Source organism: Caballeronia sp. LZ029, assembly GCF_031451275.1.
GTDB classification, from domain to species: domain Bacteria; phylum Pseudomonadota; class Gammaproteobacteria; order Burkholderiales; family Burkholderiaceae; genus Caballeronia; species Caballeronia jiangsuensis.
On the sequence record NZ_JARUXO010000001.1, the window covers coordinates 1,286,494 to 1,306,990 of the forward strand.

The following is a 20,497-nucleotide window of genomic DNA, read 5'->3' on the forward strand; positions in this document are numbered from 1 at the left end:
CATGGATGACCACGCACCCGACCCCACACCGAGCGAGCCACTCACCGACTCGCTCTTCTTCGCGCTCTATCCCGACGCATCCGCCGCCACCCGAATCACCGAACTCGCGGCTCGTCTGCGTATCGACCACAAGCTGAAGGCGACGCCGATCCCCGCCGCTCGCCTCCACATCACGCTGCAATACCTCGGCGCCTTCCCAGGCGTCCCCGCCGATATCCTCAAGCAAGCACACACCGCAGCTTCGCAAATCACATCCCCGCCCGTCGAACTGACACTCGACCGCATCGAAAGCTTCTCCGGCCGCCGCGCGAAACGCCCGCTCGTTCTTTCAGGCGACGTCACCGCGCCACTCGACGCCCTCGAACAAACCCTCGGCTCTGCGCTAGCAACCGCCGGCATCGCTATAAAAAACCATCCCCGCTTCACGCCCCACGTAACCTTGCTCTACGACGAGCACCGCATCGCGCGCCAGCCCGTCGAGCCCATCGCATGGACCGCACGCGAGTTCGTGCTCGTGCGCAGCCTGCTCGGCCGATCGCAATACGAAATCCTCGCACGCTGGCCGCTCGCATCGTGAGCCGTCGGATCCACCCAAAATAAAGGGTTTCGCGGATTTTTCTAACGCGTTAAGGTTCGTGTATCGGAATAAATCGATACGAAGCGCTTACATGACCCGGTCCCGTCTCCTGCACATCACCCCCGAAACGCACAACGTCCAGATCGATCTCGTCTACGCCACCGATCGCAATTTCACCGGCAAGCCGATCTACAAGGCGCAGCATTGCCTGCTGCTGGAACCCGCCGAAGCCGCATTGCGCAAAGCCGTCGATATCGCGCGGAGCATCGGCATGACGCTGCGAATCTTCGACGCCTATCGTCCGCCGCAAGCGCAAAAAGTGCTGTGGGACTTTCTGCCCGATCCGACCTTCATCGCCGAACTCGGCCGCGGCTCGAACCATAGCCGCGGCACGGCAGTGGACCTGACGCTCGTCGATCGCGACGGCAACGAGCTCGACATGGGCACCGGATTCGACGCGATGGTCGTCGAATCCGAGCATTTCCACTTCGGCCTGCCGGAGCACATCCAGCGGAATCGAACGCTCTTGCTCGGCGTAATGCACGGCGCGGGCTTCACGCACATCAAAAGCGAGTGGTGGCATTACGAATTGCCAGGCTCGCGCGAACTTGCTCTGATCGACAACGAAGAAAGCGGCCCGCTGCGGCTGATGTGAACCCGAAACCAACAGGACGACATCACATGAAAAAGGCATTGGCAGCGGTCATGCTCGCCTCGGCGCTGACGGCATTCACCGGCTTGCAGAGCGTGCAGGCGGCCACGCCGAAGGACATGTTCGTCATGGCGACGCTGCTCGATGAATTCACCTCGCTCGATCCCGGCGAAATCTACGAGCTGGTGCCGGAGGAATATGTCGCGAACACGTATGACCGGCTGGTGCGCGTCGATCTGAAAGATCCGTCGAAATTCAATGGCGATGTCGCCGAGTCCTGGACCGTGAGCCAGGACGGCCTCACGTTCACGTTCAAGATTCGCCCGGGCCTCAAGTTCCACTCCGGCAATCCGCTGACCGCCGACGACGTCGCCTGGTCGATCCAGCGCACCGCGCTGCTCGACAAGGGCGCGGCGGCCGTGCTCGCGGGCATCGGCCTGACCAAGGCGAACGCGCTGCAGAACGTGAAGAAAGTGGACGATACGACCGTCTCCATCACGACCGATCAACGTTACGCGCCGACGTTCGTGCTCAACGTGCTTGGCTCGTGGCCGGCGTCGGTGGTGGATCGCAAGCTCGTCGAATCGCACGCGAAGGGCAGCGACTACGGCAACGAGTGGCTCAAGACCAACGAAGCAGGTTCGGGCGCGTACAAGCTCGTGAAGTGGACCGCGAACGACAGCATCGTGCTGCAGCGCTTCGAGGGTTATCGCATCCCGCTCGCGATGAAGCGCATCGTGCTGCGTCACGTGACCGAGGCGGCGAGCCAGCGCCTCATGATCCAGAATGGCGACATCGACGTCGCGCGCGATCTGAGCCCCGACGATCTCGACACGCTCTCGAAGAGCGGCGTCATCAAGGCGACGGCCGTGCCGCAGGCGACGCTCCTGTATCTCGGCCGCAACAACAAGACTCCGAATCTCGCGAAGCCCGAGGGCGGGGAAGCGATGAAGTGGCTGATCGACTATCAGGGCATCCAGAAGAACGTGATCCGCACGACCTACAAGGTCCACGAGACGTTTCTGCCCGAAGGCTTTCTCGGCGCGCTGAACGAGAACCCGTATCACCAGGATGTCGCGAAGGCGAAGGCGCTCCTCGCCAAAGCGGGTCTCGCCAACGGCTTCACCGTGAAGATGGACGTGCGCAACGACTATCCGTACAGCGAGATTGCGCAGGCCGTGCAGGCGAATCTCGCGCTCGCCAACATCAAGGTTCAGCTCATGCCGAGCGACAACAAGCAGACGCTCGGACGTTATCGGGCGCGCGCGCATGACATCTATATCGGCGAGTGGTCGGCGGACTACATCGATCCGCACAGCAACGCGCAGGGCTTCGTATGGAACCCGGACAACTCGGATGCATCGAGCTACAAGATGCTCGCGTGGCGCAACGCGTGGGACATTCCGCAGCTCACCAAGGAAACCAACGCGGCCCTTGCCGAAAGCGATACGAAAAAACGCGCGCAGCTCTACGAGAAAATGCAGCGTGAAGTGCTCGCGAAATCGCCGTTCGTGATCATGTTCCAGAAGGTGTCGCAGGTCGCGGCGCGTCCCGGCGTGACCGGTCTCGAAGTCGGGCCGATCAACGATCTCGTGTCCTACCGCAACATCAAGAAGCAGTGAGCGCGGTCACGTTCATCGAGCGCGTGCGTGCGATGAGCGCGCATCGGGGCGGCGTGCGTATCGGGCTTGCGCTCGCGCACTGGATCGCGATGCTCGTCATCACGTTCACGGGCCTGCTCGCGATCACGTTCTTCATCGGCCGCAAGATTCCGATCGACCCTGTGCTCGCGATTCTCGGCGACCGCGCGTCCGCGAGCGCGTACGCCGCCGCGCGTCTCAAGCTCGGGCTCGACAAGCCGCTCATCGATCAATTCGTGATCTACGCGCGCGACGTGCTGCACGGCAATCTCGGCATCTCGCTGCTGACGGCCAATCCGGTGATCGACGACATCAAACGCGTCTTTCCCGCTACGCTCGAACTCGCGACGCTCTCGACGTTCATCGGCATCGCGATCGGCGTGCCGCTCGGCGTCGCGGCGGCGGTGAAACACAATCGCATCGTCGATCACATCGCGCGCGTGATCGGGCTCGCGGGCAGTTCGGTGCCCGTGTTCTGGCTCGCGCTGATGGGCCTTTTGCTGTTCTATGCGCGGCTGCACTGGGTGTCGGGGCCGGGGCGCATCGACCCCGTCTACGACGGCATGGTCGATACGCGCACGGGCAGCCTGCTCATCGATTCGATCATGGCCGGCGAATGGGACGTCTTCAAAAACGCGTTCTCGCATATCGCGCTGCCGGCGAGCGTGCTCGCGTTTTATTCGATCGCGTATCTGTCGCGCATGACGCGTTCGTTCATGCTCGAACAACTGAGTCAGGAATACGTGACGACCGCGCGCGCCAAAGGTCTGCCCGAGCGCCGCGTGATCTGGCGGCATGCGTTCGGCAATATCGCGGTGCCGCTTCTGACGGTGATCGCGCTCGCATACAGCTATCTGCTCGAAGGCTCGGTGCTGACCGAGATCGTGTTCGCGTGGCCGGGCATCGGCTCGTATCTGACGGGCGCGCTGCTCAACGCCGACATGAACGCCGTGCTCGGCAGCACGCTCGTGATCGGCGCGACGTTCATCGCGCTCAATCTCCTGACCGACGCGCTCTATCGCGTGTTCGACCCACGCACGCGCTGACATGGAGGATTTTGCGCAGATGAAACCGGCGCGAACGAGCTTGCGCACGTGGCTGCTCACCGATACGCCCGCGTCCCCGCGCCAGGCCGCGCTCGGCCGGGCGTACCGGCGCTGGCGGCGATTCTCGTCGAATCCGCTGAGCATGCTCGGCCTCGCGATTCTGCTGCTGCTCATCGTGGTCGCGGCGATCGGACCGATGCTCGTCGCGCAGGATCCGTTGCAGCAAGTGCTCGCCGAACGTCTCACGCCGCCCGGCGCGGCGCACTGGTTCGGCACCGATCAGCTCGGCCGCGACATTCTCTCGCGGCTCGCGTACGGCTCGCGTCTCACGCTGGCGATCGCCATGCTCGTCGTCGTGCTCGTCGTGCCGGTCGGCCTCGCGATCGGCACGGTGGCGGGCTACTGCGGCGGCATCGTCGACACGGCGCTGATGCGCGTGACCGATGTCGCGCTCGCGTTCCCGAAGATCGTGCTCGCGCTCGCGTTCGCCGCGGCGCTCGGGCCGGGCGTGCTCAACGCGGTCATCGCGCTATCGATCACCGCATGGCCGCCGTATGCGCGTCTCGCACGCGCGGAATCGCTGCGGCTCGCGCGGGCCGATTACATCCACGCGGCGCGTCTGCAAGGCGCATCGCATCCGCGCATTCTGCTGCGCTATATCGTGCCGCTGTGTTCGTCGTCGGTGATCGTGCGCGCGACGCTCGACATGGCCGGCATCATTCTCGCCGTCGCGGGTCTCGGGTTTCTCGGACTGGGCGCGCAGCCGCCGAGCCCGGAATGGGGCTACATGGTGGCGTCGGGCCGCAACGTGCTGCTCGATGCATGGTGGGTCGCGACGATCCCCGGTCTCGCGATTCTCGCGGTGAGCCTCGCCTTCAATCTGCTCGGCGACGGTCTGCGCGACGTCTTCGATCCGCGTCATGGAGGCTGACGTGTCCGATGTGCTGGCGCAGATCGACGGGCTGGAAGTGGCTTTCGCGGGCCACGACGGCGCGCTCATGCCCGCGGTGCGCGGCGTGTCGCTGACGGTGCGGCGGGGCGAGCGGCTCGGGATCGTCGGGGAATCGGGATCGGGCAAATCGCTGACGGGGCGCGCGCTGCTCGGGCTCCTGCCGCCCGAGGCGAAATGGTCGGCGAAGGCGCTGCGCTTCGAAGGCCGGGATCTGCTCGCGATGCGCCCGCAAGAGCGCCGGCGGCTGTGCGGCACACGCATGAGCATGATCCTGCAAGACCCGAAGTTTTCGCTCAATCCGGTGATGACCGTCGCGCAGCAGATGCGCGAAACCTTCGTGCGGCAAGGCGTGAAGGAAAGCCAGCGCGCGCTGCGCGAACGCATCGTCGCGGCGCTGGAAGCGGTGCATATCCGCGATCCGCAGCGCGTCGCCGATGCGTATCCGCACGAACTTTCGGGCGGCATGGGCCAGCGCGTGATGATCGCGATGATGGTCTCCGCCGGTCCGCGCCTCCTGATCGCCGACGAACCCACGAGCGCGCTCGACGTGCTCGTGTCGATGCAGGTGCTCGCCGTGCTCGACGAGATGATCGAGCGCCACGACACCGGGCTCGTGTTCATCAGCCACGATCTGCCGCTCGTGATGTCGTTTTGTGATCGCGTCGCGGTGATGTATGGCGGACGCGTCGTCGAGACATGCGCGGCGCGCGATCTCGCGCACGCGACGCATCCGTACACGCGCGGGCTGCTCGAAGCGAATCCGCCGCTCGACAATCCGCCCGACGAATTGCCGACCCTGCGCCGGGATCCGGCGTGGCTCGACGAAGGGACCACGCGATGATCGACATCGAGCGCGCGCACATCCGCTTCAAGACGAAGACCGGCCACGTCGATGCCGTGCGCGACGTTTCCTTGCGCGTGGAGGAGGGCGAAGTCTTCGGGCTGGTCGGCGAATCGGGCAGCGGCAAGTCTACTTTGCTGCGCGCGCTCGCCGGACTGACGCCGCTCGCGGACGGCAGCATACGCATTGGTTCGCGTCCCGTGAGGCGCGACGTGCAGATGGTGTTCCAGGACCCGTATGGCGCGCTGCATCCGCGCTTCACCGTCGATAAGACCTTGCGCGAGCCGCTCGCGATCAACGGCATCGGCGACGAAGATACGCGCATTCTCGATGCGCTCGCCGAAGTCGGCCTCGGCCCGGCGTTCCGCTTTCGCTATCCGCATCAGTTGTCGGGCGGGCAGCGCCAGCGCGTGTCGATCGCGCGGGCGCTGATCGTCGAGCCACGCGTCCTGCTGCTCGACGAGCCGACGTCCGCGCTCGACGTCTCCGTGCAGGCCGAGATTCTGAACCTGCTGCGACGTCTGCATCGCGAGCGCAAGCTGACGATGATTCTCGTGAGCCATAACCTCGCCGTGATCGGCTTTCTCTGTCAGCGCGTCGCGGTGATGCGCAATGGCGAGATCGTCGAGCAACTGGGCGTGGAAGCGGTGCGCTCGCGCAACGTCGAGCACGAATACACGCGACGGCTGCTGCTCGCGACGCAAGGCTACACGCGCGATAGCGCGACGCGTCTGGAGCGCGGGCCAGGCGGTTAGTCATCGTACAAGCACAGTTGCCGTGAGGCAGTCAATGCATGTTGCGCAAACGACGCATAAGAGCCGCAATAAGCCCGGTATACGGCGACGCGCCGCGAACAGGCGCGTGATGCGCGAAAACCTCTCGGCGGGCGCTGATAGAATAGGACCTGGATTGTCGAGACGTGCCGAACAACGCGCGAGCGTGGTTTTCCGGCTGCCTTCCGACTTCGAGCTAACCAACGGAAATCGTGACAGACCGCGCCCGTTCGCGGGTGAAAGCCGGTCGTAATCCCCGATGAAATTGCTAGATGCTTTGGTCGAACAGCGGATCAACGAAGCCGCTACGCGTGGCGAGTTCAACAACTTGCCGGGCGCGGGCGCTCCGCTCCACTTCGACGACGACGTCCTCGTGCCCGAGGAAGTGCGCGTCGCCAATCGAATCCTCAAGAATGCGGGCTTCGTCCCGCCCGCCGTCGAACAGCTTCGCGCGCTGCGTGGGCTACAGGAAGAGTTCGACAAGGTGACGGACCCCGCGGCCCGTTGCCAGTTGCAAGCGCGGATGCTCGCGCTCGACATGGCGCTCGAATCGCTGCGTGGCGGCGGCTGCGTGCCGCACGAGTACCGTCGGCGCATCGCCGAGCGGCTCTCCGAGCGCGCACAGTCGCGCGTGGCGGTGGAAGCCAAGTGACCGGGATGCCGGACGCGCCCGATCCCGCGCCGAACGCTTCCATCGCAGATTCATCCAGCGAACGCGATCGCCGCTTCATGGCGCTCGCGCAACTCGCCGCCGACGAAGCCCGTCGCGCGGGCGAAGTCCCCGTGGGCGCGGTGATCGTGCTCGGCGATGAGATCATCGCCACCGGCTTCAATCATCCGATTCGCGGCCACGATCCGTCCGCGCATGCCGAAATGGCCGCGCTGCGTGCCGCCGCCCACAAACTCCAGAACTACCGCCTGCCGGGCTGTGAACTCTATGTGACGCTCGAGCCGTGCCTGATGTGCGCGGGCGCGATCATGCACGCGCGGATCGCGCGCGTCGTCTATGGCGCCACGGACCCGAAAACGGGCGCGTGCGGCAGTGTCGTCGACATGTTCGCGAATACACAACTCAATCATCACACCACGGTGACGGGCGGCGTACTGGCCGACGAATGCGGGCACGCGCTCAAGAATTTCTTCGCCGAGCGGCGTCGCCTCGCGCGTGAAGAACGCGACGCACGTCGAGCGCGTGAAGCCGGCTCCATAACGAATCCAACGACAATATCGTGAAATCACGCACCATCGACCTCGTCGCGCCCTCTGGCTATCCGCACGATCCGGCGTCTGTGGAGCGCGCTCTCGGGCGATTGCGCAGGGAGGGGCATCGCCTCGAAAACGTCGATGCGACGCGGCGGCGTTTCCAGCGCTTCGGCGGCACCGATGCCGAGCGCGCGGCCGACCTCAACCGCCTCGCGGACGCATCGCGGCCGTTGCCTGACATCGTACTTGCGGTGCGCGGCGGTTATGGGGCATCGCGCATCCTGCACGGTCTCGACTATCTCGGTTTGCGCAGACTCGCCGATCAGCCGGTCGCGATCGTCGGCCACAGCGATTTCACGGCGATCCAGTGCGCGCTCTTCGCGCACGCTGGCGTGAAAAGCTTCGGCGGGCCCATGTTCGCGGGCGATTTCGGCGCCGAACAGACGAGTTCGTTCACGATGCAGCACTTCTGGAACGCGATCTCCCATTCGAGTTTCACGGTGACGAGCAAAGCGCCGCAGCGTCAGACCGTGGATGCGACCGGCATGCTGTGGGGCGGCAATCTCGCGATTCTGGCGTCGCTGGTCGGCACGCCGTATATGCCGCCGATCGAGGGCGGGATTCTCTACATCGAAGATGTGAACGAGCATCCGTTCCGGATCGAGCGGATGATTTATCAGTTGCATCAGTCGGGCATGCTCGGCCGTCAGCAGGCGATCGTGATGGGTGTATTCTCGGGCGGCCGGCTTTCGGATTACGACAACGGCTATTCGCTCGACGCGATGATCGAGCAGGTCAGATCCGTGATCGGCATTCCGGTGGTGACGGGATTGCAGTTCGGACACGTGGAGAATCTTCTGACGCTTCCTTTCGGTGCGACGGCTCACCTCGTGGCGACCGAGCGCGGATTTACGTTGAAGCTGTCCGACTATCCGCATCTGGCGTGACCCGGGTGGAACAGGGCGCTCCAGCGAGCGCCTTATTTTTAACTCTAATAAGCAACTAACGGTCTTGTTTTGCACCATCCAAGGTTTAGGCGTGCACCAAACACGACGGATAGATTGTCGACAAAAAAGTGCTGGCAATGCTGACAAAAACTTGGTGAATTCGCTATGAGGCCCGTCTGTATTGGAGTAGAGCCGGATTCGGCACGGGAGAAAACAGCTTAACGCGCCGAAGCTCAAAATGAATTGTTGACAATCTTTATGTCGATTCTAAGATGCTTAACATGCAAGCGAGCACATCATGTCCGACACCAACCGTAGTGCTGAATCGAATGCTTCACCGGCCGCGCCGAACGGGGCGAATGCCGAGTCGATCGCCGAAAATATTCGCGCCGCGATCCTCGAGCATCGCCTGGCGCCGGGCGCGAAGCTGACCGAAGCGCAGTTGTGCGAGGTGTTCGCGGTGAAGCGCGGCACGGTCCGTCAGGCGCTTGCGCAACTGTCGAACGAACGGCTCGTCGATCTGGAGCCGAATCGCGGCGCGTTTGTCGCGAGTCCGTCGCTGCAGGAAGTGCATGAAGTGTTCGAGATGCGCCGCATCATCGAGCTGGCGGTGGTGGAGCGGATCGCGCAGGGCCACGGCATGCGTCGGCTGAAGTCGATCAGCGCCACCATCGGCAAAGAGCGCCGCGCATTCGAGAGCCACGATTTTTCCTCGTGGATCCGGCTTTCCGGCGAGTTCCACACCGAACTCGCGGCGCTGACCGGCAATACGGTGTTGTGCGAATGTCTGTCGGGACTCGTCGCGCGCTCGACGCTGATCTCGGCGTTGTACGAGTCGCTCGGAAAGAGCTCGTGCTCGTTCGAGGATCACGAAGAGATTCTCGCCGCGCTCGATGCCGGCGACGCCACGAAAGCGGCCGTCCTGATGGCGCAGCATCTGCGCGATGTCGAGTTGAAGATGCTGGAGCGGCCGGCACGCGGCGCGGTCGATCTGAAGGAAGTATTCACGAGGCCCGCCGAGCGCGAAAGGGCGCTCGATACGTAAGCGCAATGACGAGGCAGATCGGAGAATCTGCCATCGGCTGAATATAGCAGGACTAAATAATTGGAGACCGTGCCCCGCGCGCCGCGCCGGGCACGCGGAGAGTCGCACGCGCAAAAAATCCGCAGCGTGGGCCGCATCGAACAGGACGCTCATGTGAGCGTGAAATGAAAGTCGCCGCAGGGCGAAAACGCAAATCCGAAGAATGCCGCGCCGATCCGATATCAGCGAAGGCATCAGATCGAAGCTCGTCACATCAGCATTTGCATCTTTTCACTACGCAAGCAGCCAATGAAGGAGACGTCATGGCCCAGTTCAGTGCACCCGGCAGCTCAGCCCTGCCGCAATACGAAGAGCAGACAGCAGGACACGATCCGAATCTGCCCGCAGGTTACAGCGATCGCCTTTACAACGAGGACCTCGCCCCGCTCAAGAACCAGACCTGGGACGCGTACAACATCTTCGCGTTCTGGATGTCGGACGTGCATAGCGTCGGTGGCTATGTGTTCGCGGGGAGTCTCTTCGCGCTCGGCCTGACGAGCTGGCAAGTGCTGGTGTCATTGCTGATCGGCATCGGCTTGGTGAACGCGCTGTGCAACATGATCGCGAAGCCGAGCCAGGTGGCCGGCGTGCCGTATCCGGTCGCGTGCCGCGCCACCTTCGGCGTGCTCGGCGCGAACATTCCGGCCGTGATTCGCGGGCTCATCGCGGTCGCGTGGTACGGGATTCAGACGTATCTGGCTTCGAGCGCGCTCGTCATCGTCGTGCTGAAGTTCGTGCCGTCGCTGATGCCTTACGCCGACGTGCACAAGTACGGCTTCGTCGGACTGTCGGCGCTCGGCTGGGCGGGCTTCATGCTGCTCTGGGTGCTGCAGGCCATCGTGTTCTGGCGCGGCATGGAGATGATCAAGAAGTTCATCGACTTCGCCGGTCCCGCCGTCTATGTCGTGATGTTCATGCTCGCCGGTTACATGGTGTGGCGCGCGGGCATCAAGAACATCGGCCTGAATCTGGGCGGCGTGAAGTATCACGGCATGGAAGTGATTCCCGTGATGATTACCGCGATCTCGCTCGTCGTATCGTACTTCTCCGGGCCGATGCTCAACTTCGGCGACTTCTCGCGCTACTGCAAGAGCTTCCGCAGCGTGAAGCGCGGCAACTTCTGGGGTCTGCCGGTCAACTTCCTGGCGTTCTCGCTGGTGACCGTCATCACGACCGCGGCGACGCTGCCCGTGTTCGGCCAACTGATCACCGATCCGGTTGAAACCGTCGGCCGCATCGATCATCCGACCGCCGTGATTCTCGGCGCGCTGACCTTCACGATCGCGACCATCGGCATCAATATCGTGGCCAACTTCGTGTCGCCGGCCTTCGATTTCTCCAACGTCGCACCGAAGCTCATCAGCTGGCGTATGGGCGGCATGATGGCCGCGACCGCGTCGATCTTCATCACGCCGTGGAACCTGTTCAACAACCCGGCCGTCATCCACTACACGCTGGATATTCTCGGCAGCTTCATCGGACCGTTGTACGGCGTGCTGATCCTCGACTTCTATCTCGTGAAGCGCGGCAAGCTCGCAGTGGACGATCTCTACTCGGTGTCCGAGGAAGGCAAGTACTGGTACACGAAGGGCGTGAACCGCCGTGCGGTGATGGCGCTCCTGCCGGCCGCCGTGATCGCGATTCTCTGCGTGATGCTGCCGTCGCTCGAAGGCGCCGCGAATTTCTCGTGGTTCATCGGTGCGGGCCTGGCTGCGGTGTTCTACCTTTTCCTCGCGGATCGCAAGCGCCCGGTGTGAAGCTTGACCTATAACGAACGATAGAACCTGAGAGAACCTTCCAAAGCAGTGTGGAGAACAGAAATGCGCATCAAACTGATCAACCCGAACACGACGCAGCGCATGACCGACTCGATGGGCCGCTGCGCCCGCGAGGTCGCCGCGCCCGGCACGGAGATCGTCGCCGTCAGCCCGACGATGGGCCCGGCGTCCATCGAAGGCTATTACGACGAGGCGATCGCGTCGCTCGGACTTCTGGCCGAAGTGGAAGCCGGAGAGAAACAGGGCTTCGACGGCTACGTGATCGCCTGCTTCGGCGATCCGGCCCTTTACGCCGCGCGTGAGTTGGCGCGCGGTCCGGTGATCGGCATCGCGGAAGCGGCGATGCACGCGGCGAGCGTGATCGCGCCGGGCTTTTCCGTCGTGACCACGTTGCAGCGCACGGTCGGCATGGCCTGGCATCTCGCGGAGCGCTACGGCATGACGCGCTTCTGCAAGAACGTGCGCGCAACCGACGTCCCCGTGCTCGAACTCGACGTGCCGGGCTCGCCCGCGCGTCAGACGATCATCGACGAATGCCGGCGCGCGCTCGACGAGGACGGCTCCGACGCCATCGTGCTCGGCTGCGCGGGCATGGCGGAGTTCTGCCGCGAGGTGGAAGACGCGATCGGCGCGCCGGTGGTGGAGGGGGTGACGGCCGCGGTGAAATGGGCGGAGGCGCTGATCGCGCTGAAGCTCCACACCGCGAAACGCGGCGACTATGCGCGTCCGCTCGCGAAACGCTACGACGGCGTGCTGTCGGATTTCAGCCCGCGCTGATGACGCTTCGGACCGACACATACGGACGACGTGACCCGGAATATCTGACCTGATGTATGGGCGGGCCCGGGTCTTTTAGCTACACTGAATCGTCGACAATCCCGCTTTTTTCAACGCTTGAGTTCAACGCCCGCCATGTCACTCGATCCGAAATACCCACGCGACCTGATCGGCTACGGCCGCCACCCGGTGCAGGCGAACTGGCCGGGACGCGCGCGCGTCGCCGTGCAGTTCGTGCTCAATTACGAAGAGGGCGGCGAGAATTGCGTGCTGCACGGCGATCCGGGCTCGGAGCAGTTTCTGTCGGAAATCGTGGGCGCGGCGGCGTATCCCTCGCGGCACATGAGCATGGAGTCGATTTACGAATACGGCTCGCGTGCAGGCGTGTGGCGCATCCTGCGCGAATTCGAAAAGCGCGGCATGCCGCTGACGATTTTCGGCGTCGGCATGGCGATCGAGCGGCATCCGGAACTGGCGAAGGCGTTCGTCGAACTGGGGCATGAAATCGCGTGTCACGGGTATCGCTGGATTCACTATCAGGACATGTCGCCGGAGCGCGAGGCGGAGCACATGCGTCTCGGCATGGAAGCGATCGAGCGCGTGACGGGCGTGCGTCCGCTCGGCTGGTACACCGGGCGCGACAGTCCGAATACGCATCGGCTGGTCGCGGAATACGGCGGCTTCCTCTACGACTCGGACAACTACGGCGACGACCTGCCGTTCTGGACCGAAGTGGAGGTGACGGGCGGCGAGACGAAGCCGCATCTGATCGTGCCGTACACGCTCGACACGAACGACATGCGCTTCGCGACGCCCCAGGGTTTCAACACGGGCGAACACTTCTTCACGTATCTGAAAGACGCGTTCGACGTGCTCTACGAAGAAGGCGACGAAGCGCCGAAGATGCTGTCCATCGGCATGCACTGTCGTCTGCTCGGACGTCCCGGGCGTTTCCGCGGCCTGCAGAAATTCCTCGATCACATCGAGAAGCACGATCGCGTGTGGGTCACGCGGCGTGTCGACATCGCGCGTCACTGGCGCGAGCAACATCCTTTCGAGAAAACCAACAACGGGACGGCGGCATGAAGGCGATGCAATACACACTCGACCAACTCAATACCATGCCCGCCGACACGTTCGTGACGGTGCTCGCGGGCATCTTCGAACATTCGCCGTGGGTGCCGGAAGCGGCGGCGCAACAGCGTCCGTTCAAGGACATCGACACGCTGCACGCGGCGATGTCGCATATCGTCGAAACTGCGGGCGAAGAGAAGCAGCTTGCGCTCATCAACGCTCACCCGGAGCTTGCGGGCAAGGCGGCGGTGCGCGGCGAACTGACGGCTGAATCGACGCGCGAGCAAAGCGGCGCGGGCCTCGATCTCTGCACGCAGGAAGAGTTCGACAGGCTGCAATCGCTCAACACGCAATATCGCGAAAAATTCGGCTTTCCGTTCATTCTCGCCGTGCGCGGGTATGACCGACACGGCATCATCGCGAACTTCGAAAAGCGCGTGAATCACGACCGCGCCGAAGAACTGCGCACGAGTCTCGACCAGATTTACCGGATCGCGCGTTTCAGGCTGAACGACCTGATCCAGGCCGCGTAATCCGCATCAACCGTCACAACCGAACGAAAAGCAAGGAAGCAGACAAATGGCAATCCCGACACTCGATCCCAACGCGCCCGAATTCACGCGCCGCTATGTGAACCTCGCGGATCCGCGTCTGGGCGCGCAGGCACTCGAGGCGAGCGACGATTTCTTCGCGCCGAAGGACCGCATGCTGAACCCGGAGCCGGCGGTGTTCATTCCCGGCAAGTACGACGATCACGGCAAGTGGATGGACGGCTGGGAAACGCGCCGCAAGCGCACGACGGGCTACGACTGGTGCATCGTCAAGCTGGCGCGTCCGGGCGTGATCAAGGGCATCGACGTCGACACGAGCCACTTCACCGGAAACTTCCCGCCGGCGGCGTCGATCGAAGGCGCGCATGTCATCGACGGTTCGCCGAATCAGTCGACGCAATGGACGGAAATCGTGCCGTCGACGACGCTTCAGGGCAACCATCACCACTATCTCGAAGTCAAGGCCGAGCAGCCGTTCACGCATCTTCGCGTGAACATCTATCCGGACGGCGGCATCGCGCGTCTGCGCGTGTACGGCCAGCCGCAGCTCGACTGGAGCAACGCGGACCGCAACCAGCTCGTCGATCTCGGCGCGATGGAAAACGGCGCGTACATGGTGGGCACGAACAACCAGCACTTCGGTCTCGCATCGACGCTGCTGATGCCGGGGCGCGGCGTGAACATGGGCGACGGCTGGGAAACGCGTCGTCGTCGCGAGCCGGGCAACGACTGGTGTATCGTCGCGCTGGCGCAGCCGGGCATCATCAAGAAGGTCGAAGTGGATACCGCGCACTTCAAGGGCAATTTCCCGGATCGCTGCTCGCTTCAGGCGGCATACGTGAAAGGCGGCACGGACAGTTCCCTCGTGACGCAGGCCATGTTCTGGCCGGTGCTGCTCGGCGAGCAGAAGCTGCAGATGGACAAGCAGCATTTCTTCGAGTCGGAAGTGGCGGCGCTCGGCCCGGTGACGCATGTGCGCTTCAATATTTATCCCGACGGCGGCGTGTCGCGTCTTCGTCTCTTCGGAACCCTCGCATAATGAAAAAACTCGCTATCGAACCGTTGACGCGCGCTGCGTTCAAGCCTTATGGCGATGTCATCGAACTCGATGGCGCGAAGCAGATCCCGATCAACCTCGGCACCACGATCCGCTTTCACGATCTGTGCAACGTGGACGTGACGGATCAGGGCGGCCACGCGATCGTCAATCTCTTTCGCGGCCAGCCGCGCACGCTGCCGTTCGAATGCAAGATGATGGAACGGCATCCGCTCGGCAGCCAGGCGTTCATTCCGCTCGATGACCGGCCGTATCTCGTCGTCGTCGCGCCTGCCGGCGATCTCGACGAGTCGAAAATCCGCGCGTTCGTCACGAGCGGCTGGCAGGGCGTGAACTACGCGAAGGGCGTGTGGCACCATCCGCTGCTCGCGCTGGGGAAGGTGAGCGATTACATCGTCGTCGATCGCGGCGGTGGCGAAGGGCACAACCTCAACGAGCTGGATCTGAAGGAATCGCTGTGGCTGACGGAAGAGGCGATGCGCTAAGTCGCTTTTTTCGGGCAAGGGAAGGACCGGTGCGGTAAGGCCGGTCCTTTTGCTTTTGGGGCGTTAAGATAAGCAGTTCATTTCCGACGACCCCCAACCCACGATGATCGACCTTCGCAGCGATACCGTCACCCGTCCCAGGCAGTCCATGCTCGCCGCCATGTCGGCCGCCGAAGTCGGCGACGATGTCTGGGGCGACGATCCCACTGTCATCCGCCTTCAGGCCGCGCTTGCCGAACGCACGGGCAAGGAAGCCGGCCTGTTCTTCCCGAGCGGTACCCAAAGCAATCTCGCCGCGTTGATGGCGCATTGCGCGCGCGGCGACGAGTACATCGTCGGGCAGTCCGCGCACACGTACAAATACGAAGGCGGCGGCGCGGCGGTGCTCGGCAGCATTCAGCCGCAGCCGATCGAAAACGCGCCCGACGGCTCCTTGCCGCTCGACAAGATCGCGGCGGCGATCAAGCCGATCGACAACCACTTCGCGCGAACGCGTCTGCTGGCGCTGGAGAACACCATCGGCGGAAAGGTGCTGCCTGCCGATTACGTGGCGAAGGCGACGCAGCTCGCACGCGATCGCGGTTTGTCCACGCATCTCGACGGCGCGCGCGTGTTCAATGCGGCGGTGGCGTCGGACAAGCCGGTCAGGGATCTGTGCGCGCCGTTCGACAGCGTGTCGGTCTGCTTCTCGAAGGGTCTGGGCGCGCCGGTCGGTTCGGTGCTGGTCGGATCGAAGGCGTTGATCGATGTCGCGAGCCGCTGGCGCAAGGTGCTCGGCGGCGGCATGCGTCAGTCGGGCCTGCTCGCCGCCGCGTGTCTGTATGCGCTCGATCATCACGTCGACGCGCTCGCGCAGGATCACGACAACGCCGCGCATCTCGCCGCCGGCCTCGCGCAGATCGATGGAATCGAGGTGCAATCGCACGCGACGAACATGGTCTTCGCGCAGATTCCCGAAGCGCATTGCGCACCGCTCGAAGCCTTTCTGAAGGAGCGCGGCATTCTCATGCAGATGCTCTATGCGTCGCGCTTCGTCACCCATCGCGATGTGTCGCGCGCGGATATCGATACCGTCATTCGCGCGGTGAAGGACTATTTCTCGCGCTGAATGAAAAATGCCCCGCTCGAAACGTGAGCGGGGCATTTCGCGACTCGGAATGGCAAACTTATTCGACGGCGCCGCCTGCAAACCAGGCCGCCACCTTCTGACGCTCGGCATCGGTCATCTGCGTGACATTGCCGAGCGGCATCGCCTTCAGCGTCACGGCTTGCTGATGCACGCGCTGGGCGTTCTGCTTGATCTCGGCGGGCGTATCGAGCAACACGCCGGCGGGCGCGCTGCCCATCATCGTCGGATGCGCGGAGTGGCAGGTCGCGCAACGCTGCTGGATGATCGGCTGAATGTCGGAAACCTTGATCGTCGGCGCGCCGGCGGCTTGTGCGACCGCCACGGTCGGCGCGGGCATCGTCCATGCGAACGCGCCGAGCACCAGCACCAGACCCGCGACCGGCATGTACCACAGCACCTGGCCGCGATGGCGCATCACGAAGAACTGGCGAATGAGCGCGCCCGCCAGCATGATCAGCACGAGAATCAGCCAGTTGAACTTGTGCGTGTAGGTCATCGCATAGTGGTTCGACAGCATCGCGAACACGACCGGCAGCGTGAAATACGTGTTGTGCACGGAGCGCTGCTTGCCGCGCTTGCCGTAGATCGCGTTCGGCGTTTCGCCCTTGAGCATCGCAGCGACCATCTTGCGCTGGCCCGGAATGATCACGAAGAACACGTTCGCCGACATGATCGTCGCGATCATCGCGCCGGTGATCAGATAGGCGGCGCGGCCCGCGAACACGTGGCACGCGATGAACGCCGCGACCAGCACGTAGATGCCGACGCAGATGCCGAGCAGCTTGTCGTTGGTGCCGAGCACGCGGCACAGCGTGTCGTACACGATCCAGCCGGCCATCAGGAAGCCGAGCGCGGCCGATACGGCGACGACCGGGCCCATGTCGAGCACGCTCTTGTCGATGAGATAAGTGCTCGGCGACAGCAGATACAGCACGAAGAAGAGGCCGAAGCCCGACATCCACGTGGTGTACGACGGCCAGAACGACCAGTGCAGATTTTCCGGCATGTCCTGCGGCGCGACGGAATACTTCTGCATGTGATAGAAGCCGCCGCCGTGGACGTGCCAGAAATCTCCGAACACGCCGCGACGGCGCGCGTTCGGGTCCGTGGGCGGTTTCAGACTGTTATCGAGCGCAACGAAGTAGAACGATTCGCCGATCCATGCGATCGCGACGATGACGTGCAGACAGCGCAATACGAGATTGAGCCAGTCGGTGACAAAGCCTTCCATGTACTCCTCCACTACCGATTCGTTATGCGCACATCGTCAGATTGATGGGGACGGGCGCGATATATATATGTTTTTAGCTGCCGCGATACGTGCTGTACGCCCACGGCGATACGAGCAGCGGCACGTGATAGTGCGCGCCGGAATCCGCGATGCCGAAGCGCAACACGACGCGATCGACGAAGCGCGGCTCGGGCACCTTCACGCCGATCGTGGCGAAATAGTCGCCCGCGTGGAACACCAGTTCGTATTCGCCGGTTTCGAGATCGGCGCCTTCGAGCAGCGGCGCATCGGCGCGGCCGTCGTCGTTGGTGTGGATGGTCTTGATCGCGCGGCGGGCGTCGCCGTTGAGCGCGAACAGCTCGACTTTGATGTTTGCGCCCGGGCGGCCGTGCGCGGTGTCGAGGACGTGGGTGGTGAGCTTGCCCATTCGCAGTTTCCTTGAGTTGTGCGAGATCCGGCTTTGCGCATCGATCCGAAATTCGGCACCTTGAAACGTCAGTGCGTCTGCGGCGGATCGAGGCTCCACGTCAGTGGCTACATACCCGTCGGCGTTTCAGATGCGCGCCGTGTACAGCATTGTAGGAATTTGAGACGCGCTGTGCGCCCGCGATAGGAAAGATAATGCCCAACGCATGACAGCGGCGCGTAAGCCTTGCCGCAAAGGGTTCGACGACGTTCCCGACGGCTCTTCCGGCGATGCTACCCGCGCCAAAAATCGGGAATATATCGCCGCCGTGAAGACGACTATGACGGCAGTCTGATTGCGTCCGATTTTTTGATTGCGGACAGTGGCGGTGCGCGCAGTATCGATGGATATTTGCCGCGTCCCGAAGACGGCGGCCGACGCTGGGTAACCGGGGCTTTTCACTGGTTCCCTTAACGTCTCTGGAGATAACGCAGATGCCACGCAGTCTTTTGGTCAAAAACGCCCACATGCTCGTCACGATGGACGAGCAGCGCCGTGAAATTCGCGACGGCGGCATGTATATCGAAGACAACCGGATCGTGCAGGCGGGACCGACGAGCGAACTGCCGCAAACCGCCGACGAGGTGCTCGACATGCGCGGCCATCTCGTGATTCCGGGCCTCGTCAACACGCACCATCACATGTATCAGAGCCTGACGCGGGCGATTCCCGCGGCGCAGAACGCCGAGCTTTTCGGCTGGCTCACGAATCTCTACAAGATCTGGGCGCATCTCACGCCCGACATGATCGACATCTCGACCAAGACCGCGATGGCCGAGCTGCTGCTTTCCGGCTGCACGACGTCGAGCGACCATTTGTATATCTATCCGAACGGCAGCCGGCTCGATGACAGCATCGCGGCGGCGCGCGAAATCGGCATGCGTTTTCATGCGGCGCGCGGCAGCATGAGCGTCGGGCAGAGGGACGGCGGTTTGCCGCCCGATTCGGTCGTCGAAAAGGAGGACGCGATCCTGAAGGACTCGCAGCGCCTGATCGAGACGTATCACGACGAAGGCCGCTACGCGATGCTGCGCGTGGTCGTCGCGCCTTGCTCGCCGTTTTCGGTGAGCCGCGAATTGATGCGCGACGCGGCGCTGCTTGCGCGCGAATACGGCGTGTCGCTGCACACGCATCTGGCCGAGAACGTGAACGATGTCGCGTACAGCCGCGAGAAATTCGGCATGACGCCCGCGGAATATGCCGAGGACCTCGGCTGGGTCGGGCATGACGTGTGGCATGCGCACTGCGTGCAACTGGACAGGGCGGGCATCGAATTGTTCGCGCGCACGGGAACGGGCGTCGCGCATTGTCCCTGCTCGAACATGCGGCTGGCGTCCGGCATCGCGCCGATCCGCGCGATGCGCGATGCGGGTGTGCCAGTGGGTATCGGCGTGGACGGATCGGCGTCGAACGATGGCGCGCAGATGGTCGCCGAAGTGCGGCAGGCGTTGCTTTTGCAGCGTGTCGGGTTTGGTCCGGATGCGATGACGGCGCGTGAGGCGCTTGAAATCGCGACGCTCGGTGGAGCGAAAGTGCTCAATCGCGATGATATCGGCGCGCTCGCGCCTGGGATGGCGGCGGATTTCGTGTCGTTCGATCTTTCGCAGACGGCGTTTGCGGGCGCGTTGCATGATCCTGTGGCCGCGCTGGTGTTCTGCGCGCCGTCGCAGGTTTCGACGAGTGTTATCGATGGGAAGATTGTGGTGAAGGATGGGCGCTTGATGACCGTCGATTTGGGGGCTGTGGTGGAGCGCCATAATCGCCTGGCGCGGGGGCTGGTTGAGGCTTCGGGTTTGTGAGGGTTTGGTTTGGGCGGGGGGGCTTGCTTCGGCTTTTGTGGATGGCCTGATTTCGTGGTGGTCTATTGGCACTGCCCCTCCCCGGGGCGGGGGTCACTTTCTTTGCTGCTGCAAAGAAAGTAACCAAAGAAAGCAGCTCGTCACCGCCCGCGGTCACACGCACGTTGGCCATGCTTGCCAGCCGCAGGCGGCCCTCGCCTAAGTGTCGCCCTCGAAGGCCCAATTGGGCTTGGCTCGCGCACGGTCTGACGCGCTAGAAGCTTTAGGGCGCTGGTTCAGCACCAAATAGCTTCGGCACCCCGCTACGCGCTGCCGTTGGGTATGCGAGGGAAACCGAAGAGGGAGCGCGCGCACCCGATTGACCCATCGGCCGCGAAGCGGGCCGGAGCTATTTGGTGCTGAACCAGTTTGGTGTGTGGCGCGATGAGGCAGACC

General features: G+C 63.3%; 21 protein-coding genes. 19 read left to right on the forward strand and 2 right to left on the reverse strand.

The window, feature by feature from the left end:
* The first annotated feature begins 1 nt into the window (after nt 1).
* The 18 genes from thpR to ltaE all read left to right on the forward strand — a co-directional run bounded on the left by thpR (nt 2) and on the right by ltaE (nt 16,545).
* Entirely contained in the window at nt 2–577 is a 576-nt protein-coding gene (thpR, locus tag QCE73_RS06105) for an RNA 2',3'-cyclic phosphodiesterase (RefSeq protein ID WP_309880238.1), read from the forward strand.
* Nucleotides 578–668: 91 nt separating this feature from the next.
* Complete coding sequence (gene ddpX, locus QCE73_RS06110; RefSeq protein WP_035498870.1) at nt 669–1,232, forward strand: D-alanyl-D-alanine dipeptidase; 564 nt, start codon at nt 669–671, stop codon at nt 1,230–1,232.
* Nucleotides 1,233–1,282: 50 nt separating this feature from the next.
* The gene (locus QCE73_RS06115; protein WP_309881918.1) at nt 1,283–2,851 is read left to right on the forward strand and encodes an ABC transporter substrate-binding protein; all 1,569 of its coding nucleotides are present in this window, start codon (nt 1,283–1,285) and stop codon (nt 2,849–2,851) included.
* Between the two features lie 32 nt (nt 2,852–2,883).
* Entirely contained in the window at nt 2,884–3,915 is a 1,032-nt protein-coding gene (locus QCE73_RS06120; RefSeq protein WP_309881919.1) for an ABC transporter permease, read from the forward strand.
* Between the two features lie 19 nt (nt 3,916–3,934).
* Nucleotides 3,935–4,846 (forward strand): nickel transporter permease, encoded by a 912-nt coding sequence (gene nikC / locus QCE73_RS06125; RefSeq protein ID WP_309880240.1) that lies wholly within the window; start codon nt 3,935–3,937, stop codon nt 4,844–4,846.
* Entirely contained in the window at nt 4,836–5,708 is an 873-nt protein-coding gene (locus tag QCE73_RS06130) for an ABC transporter ATP-binding protein (RefSeq protein ID WP_309880241.1), read from the forward strand. Before nikC ends, QCE73_RS06130 begins: the two co-directional genes overlap by 11 nt.
* Complete coding sequence (locus tag QCE73_RS06135) at nt 5,705–6,463, forward strand: ABC transporter ATP-binding protein (protein ID WP_309880243.1); 759 nt, start codon at nt 5,705–5,707, stop codon at nt 6,461–6,463. Before QCE73_RS06130 ends, QCE73_RS06135 begins: the two co-directional genes overlap by 4 nt.
* Nucleotides 6,464–6,740: 277 nt before the next feature.
* The gene (locus QCE73_RS06140) at nt 6,741–7,133 is read left to right on the forward strand and encodes a DnaJ family domain-containing protein (RefSeq protein ID WP_035498862.1); all 393 of its coding nucleotides are present in this window, start codon (nt 6,741–6,743) and stop codon (nt 7,131–7,133) included.
* 5 nt (nt 7,134–7,138) lie between these two features.
* The gene (gene tadA, locus QCE73_RS06145) at nt 7,139–7,714 is read left to right on the forward strand and encodes a tRNA adenosine(34) deaminase TadA (protein WP_309881921.1); all 576 of its coding nucleotides are present in this window, start codon (nt 7,139–7,141) and stop codon (nt 7,712–7,714) included.
* Nucleotides 7,708–8,631: a muramoyltetrapeptide carboxypeptidase gene (gene ldcA / locus QCE73_RS06150; RefSeq protein ID WP_309881922.1), complete on the forward strand. Its 924-nt coding sequence runs from the start codon at nt 7,708–7,710 to the stop codon at nt 8,629–8,631. Before tadA ends, ldcA begins: the two co-directional genes overlap by 7 nt.
* A 298-nt stretch (nt 8,632–8,929) precedes the next feature.
* Nucleotides 8,930–9,676 carry a GntR family transcriptional regulator gene (locus tag QCE73_RS06155; protein ID WP_187604884.1) on the forward strand — a complete coding sequence of 249 codons (747 nt, stop codon included), beginning with the start codon at nt 8,930–8,932 and terminating at the stop codon, nt 9,674–9,676.
* A 302-nt stretch (nt 9,677–9,978) separates the two neighbouring features.
* A complete protein-coding gene (locus QCE73_RS06160) occupies nt 9,979–11,472 on the forward strand; it encodes an NCS1 family nucleobase:cation symporter-1 (RefSeq protein WP_309880245.1) in 1,494 nt (497 codons plus the stop codon).
* A 63-nt stretch (nt 11,473–11,535) separates the two neighbouring features.
* Nucleotides 11,536–12,270 carry an aspartate/glutamate racemase family protein gene (locus QCE73_RS06165; RefSeq protein WP_035498857.1) on the forward strand — a complete coding sequence of 245 codons (735 nt, stop codon included), beginning with the start codon at nt 11,536–11,538 and terminating at the stop codon, nt 12,268–12,270.
* A gap of 135 nt (nt 12,271–12,405) precedes the next feature.
* On the forward strand, nt 12,406–13,356 hold the full coding sequence (gene puuE, locus QCE73_RS06170; protein WP_309880248.1) for an allantoinase PuuE: 951 nt from the start codon (nt 12,406–12,408) through the stop codon (nt 13,354–13,356).
* Complete coding sequence (gene uraD / locus QCE73_RS06175) at nt 13,353–13,877, forward strand: 2-oxo-4-hydroxy-4-carboxy-5-ureidoimidazoline decarboxylase (RefSeq protein ID WP_309880250.1); 525 nt, start codon at nt 13,353–13,355, stop codon at nt 13,875–13,877. Before puuE ends, uraD begins: the two co-directional genes overlap by 4 nt.
* A gap of 46 nt (nt 13,878–13,923) precedes the next feature.
* Complete coding sequence (gene alc / locus QCE73_RS06180; RefSeq protein WP_035498853.1) at nt 13,924–14,934, forward strand: allantoicase; 1,011 nt, start codon at nt 13,924–13,926, stop codon at nt 14,932–14,934.
* On the forward strand, nt 14,934–15,437 hold the full coding sequence (locus QCE73_RS06185; RefSeq protein WP_309880252.1) for an ureidoglycolate lyase: 504 nt from the start codon (nt 14,934–14,936) through the stop codon (nt 15,435–15,437). The genes alc and QCE73_RS06185 overlap by 1 nt, the downstream gene beginning before the upstream one ends.
* Before the next feature lie 103 nt (nt 15,438–15,540).
* Nucleotides 15,541–16,545, forward strand: coding sequence for a low-specificity L-threonine aldolase (gene ltaE, locus QCE73_RS06190; RefSeq protein WP_309880253.1), 1,005 nt, complete (start codon nt 15,541–15,543; stop codon nt 16,543–16,545).
* Nucleotides 16,546–16,603: 58 nt separating this feature from the next.
* On the opposite strand, the gene QCE73_RS06195 is transcribed toward ltaE, so the two are convergent.
* Together QCE73_RS06195 and uraH are read right to left on the reverse strand one after the other, a co-directional pair.
* A complete protein-coding gene (locus tag QCE73_RS06195) occupies nt 16,604–17,797 on the reverse strand; it encodes a urate hydroxylase PuuD (protein WP_035498847.1) in 1,194 nt (397 codons plus the stop codon).
* Nucleotides 17,798–17,870: 73 nt separating this feature from the next.
* Nucleotides 17,871–18,224, reverse strand: a complete 354-nt coding sequence (uraH, locus tag QCE73_RS06200; RefSeq protein ID WP_035498845.1) for a hydroxyisourate hydrolase — start codon at nt 18,222–18,224, stop codon at nt 17,871–17,873.
* A gap of 473 nt (nt 18,225–18,697) precedes the next feature.
* On the opposite strand from uraH, the gene QCE73_RS06205 reads away from it, so the two are divergent.
* Nucleotides 18,698–20,062 carry an 8-oxoguanine deaminase gene (locus QCE73_RS06205; RefSeq protein ID WP_309880254.1) on the forward strand — a complete coding sequence of 455 codons (1,365 nt, stop codon included), beginning with the start codon at nt 18,698–18,700 and terminating at the stop codon, nt 20,060–20,062.
* The last annotated feature ends 435 nt before the right edge of the window (nt 20,063–20,497 follow it).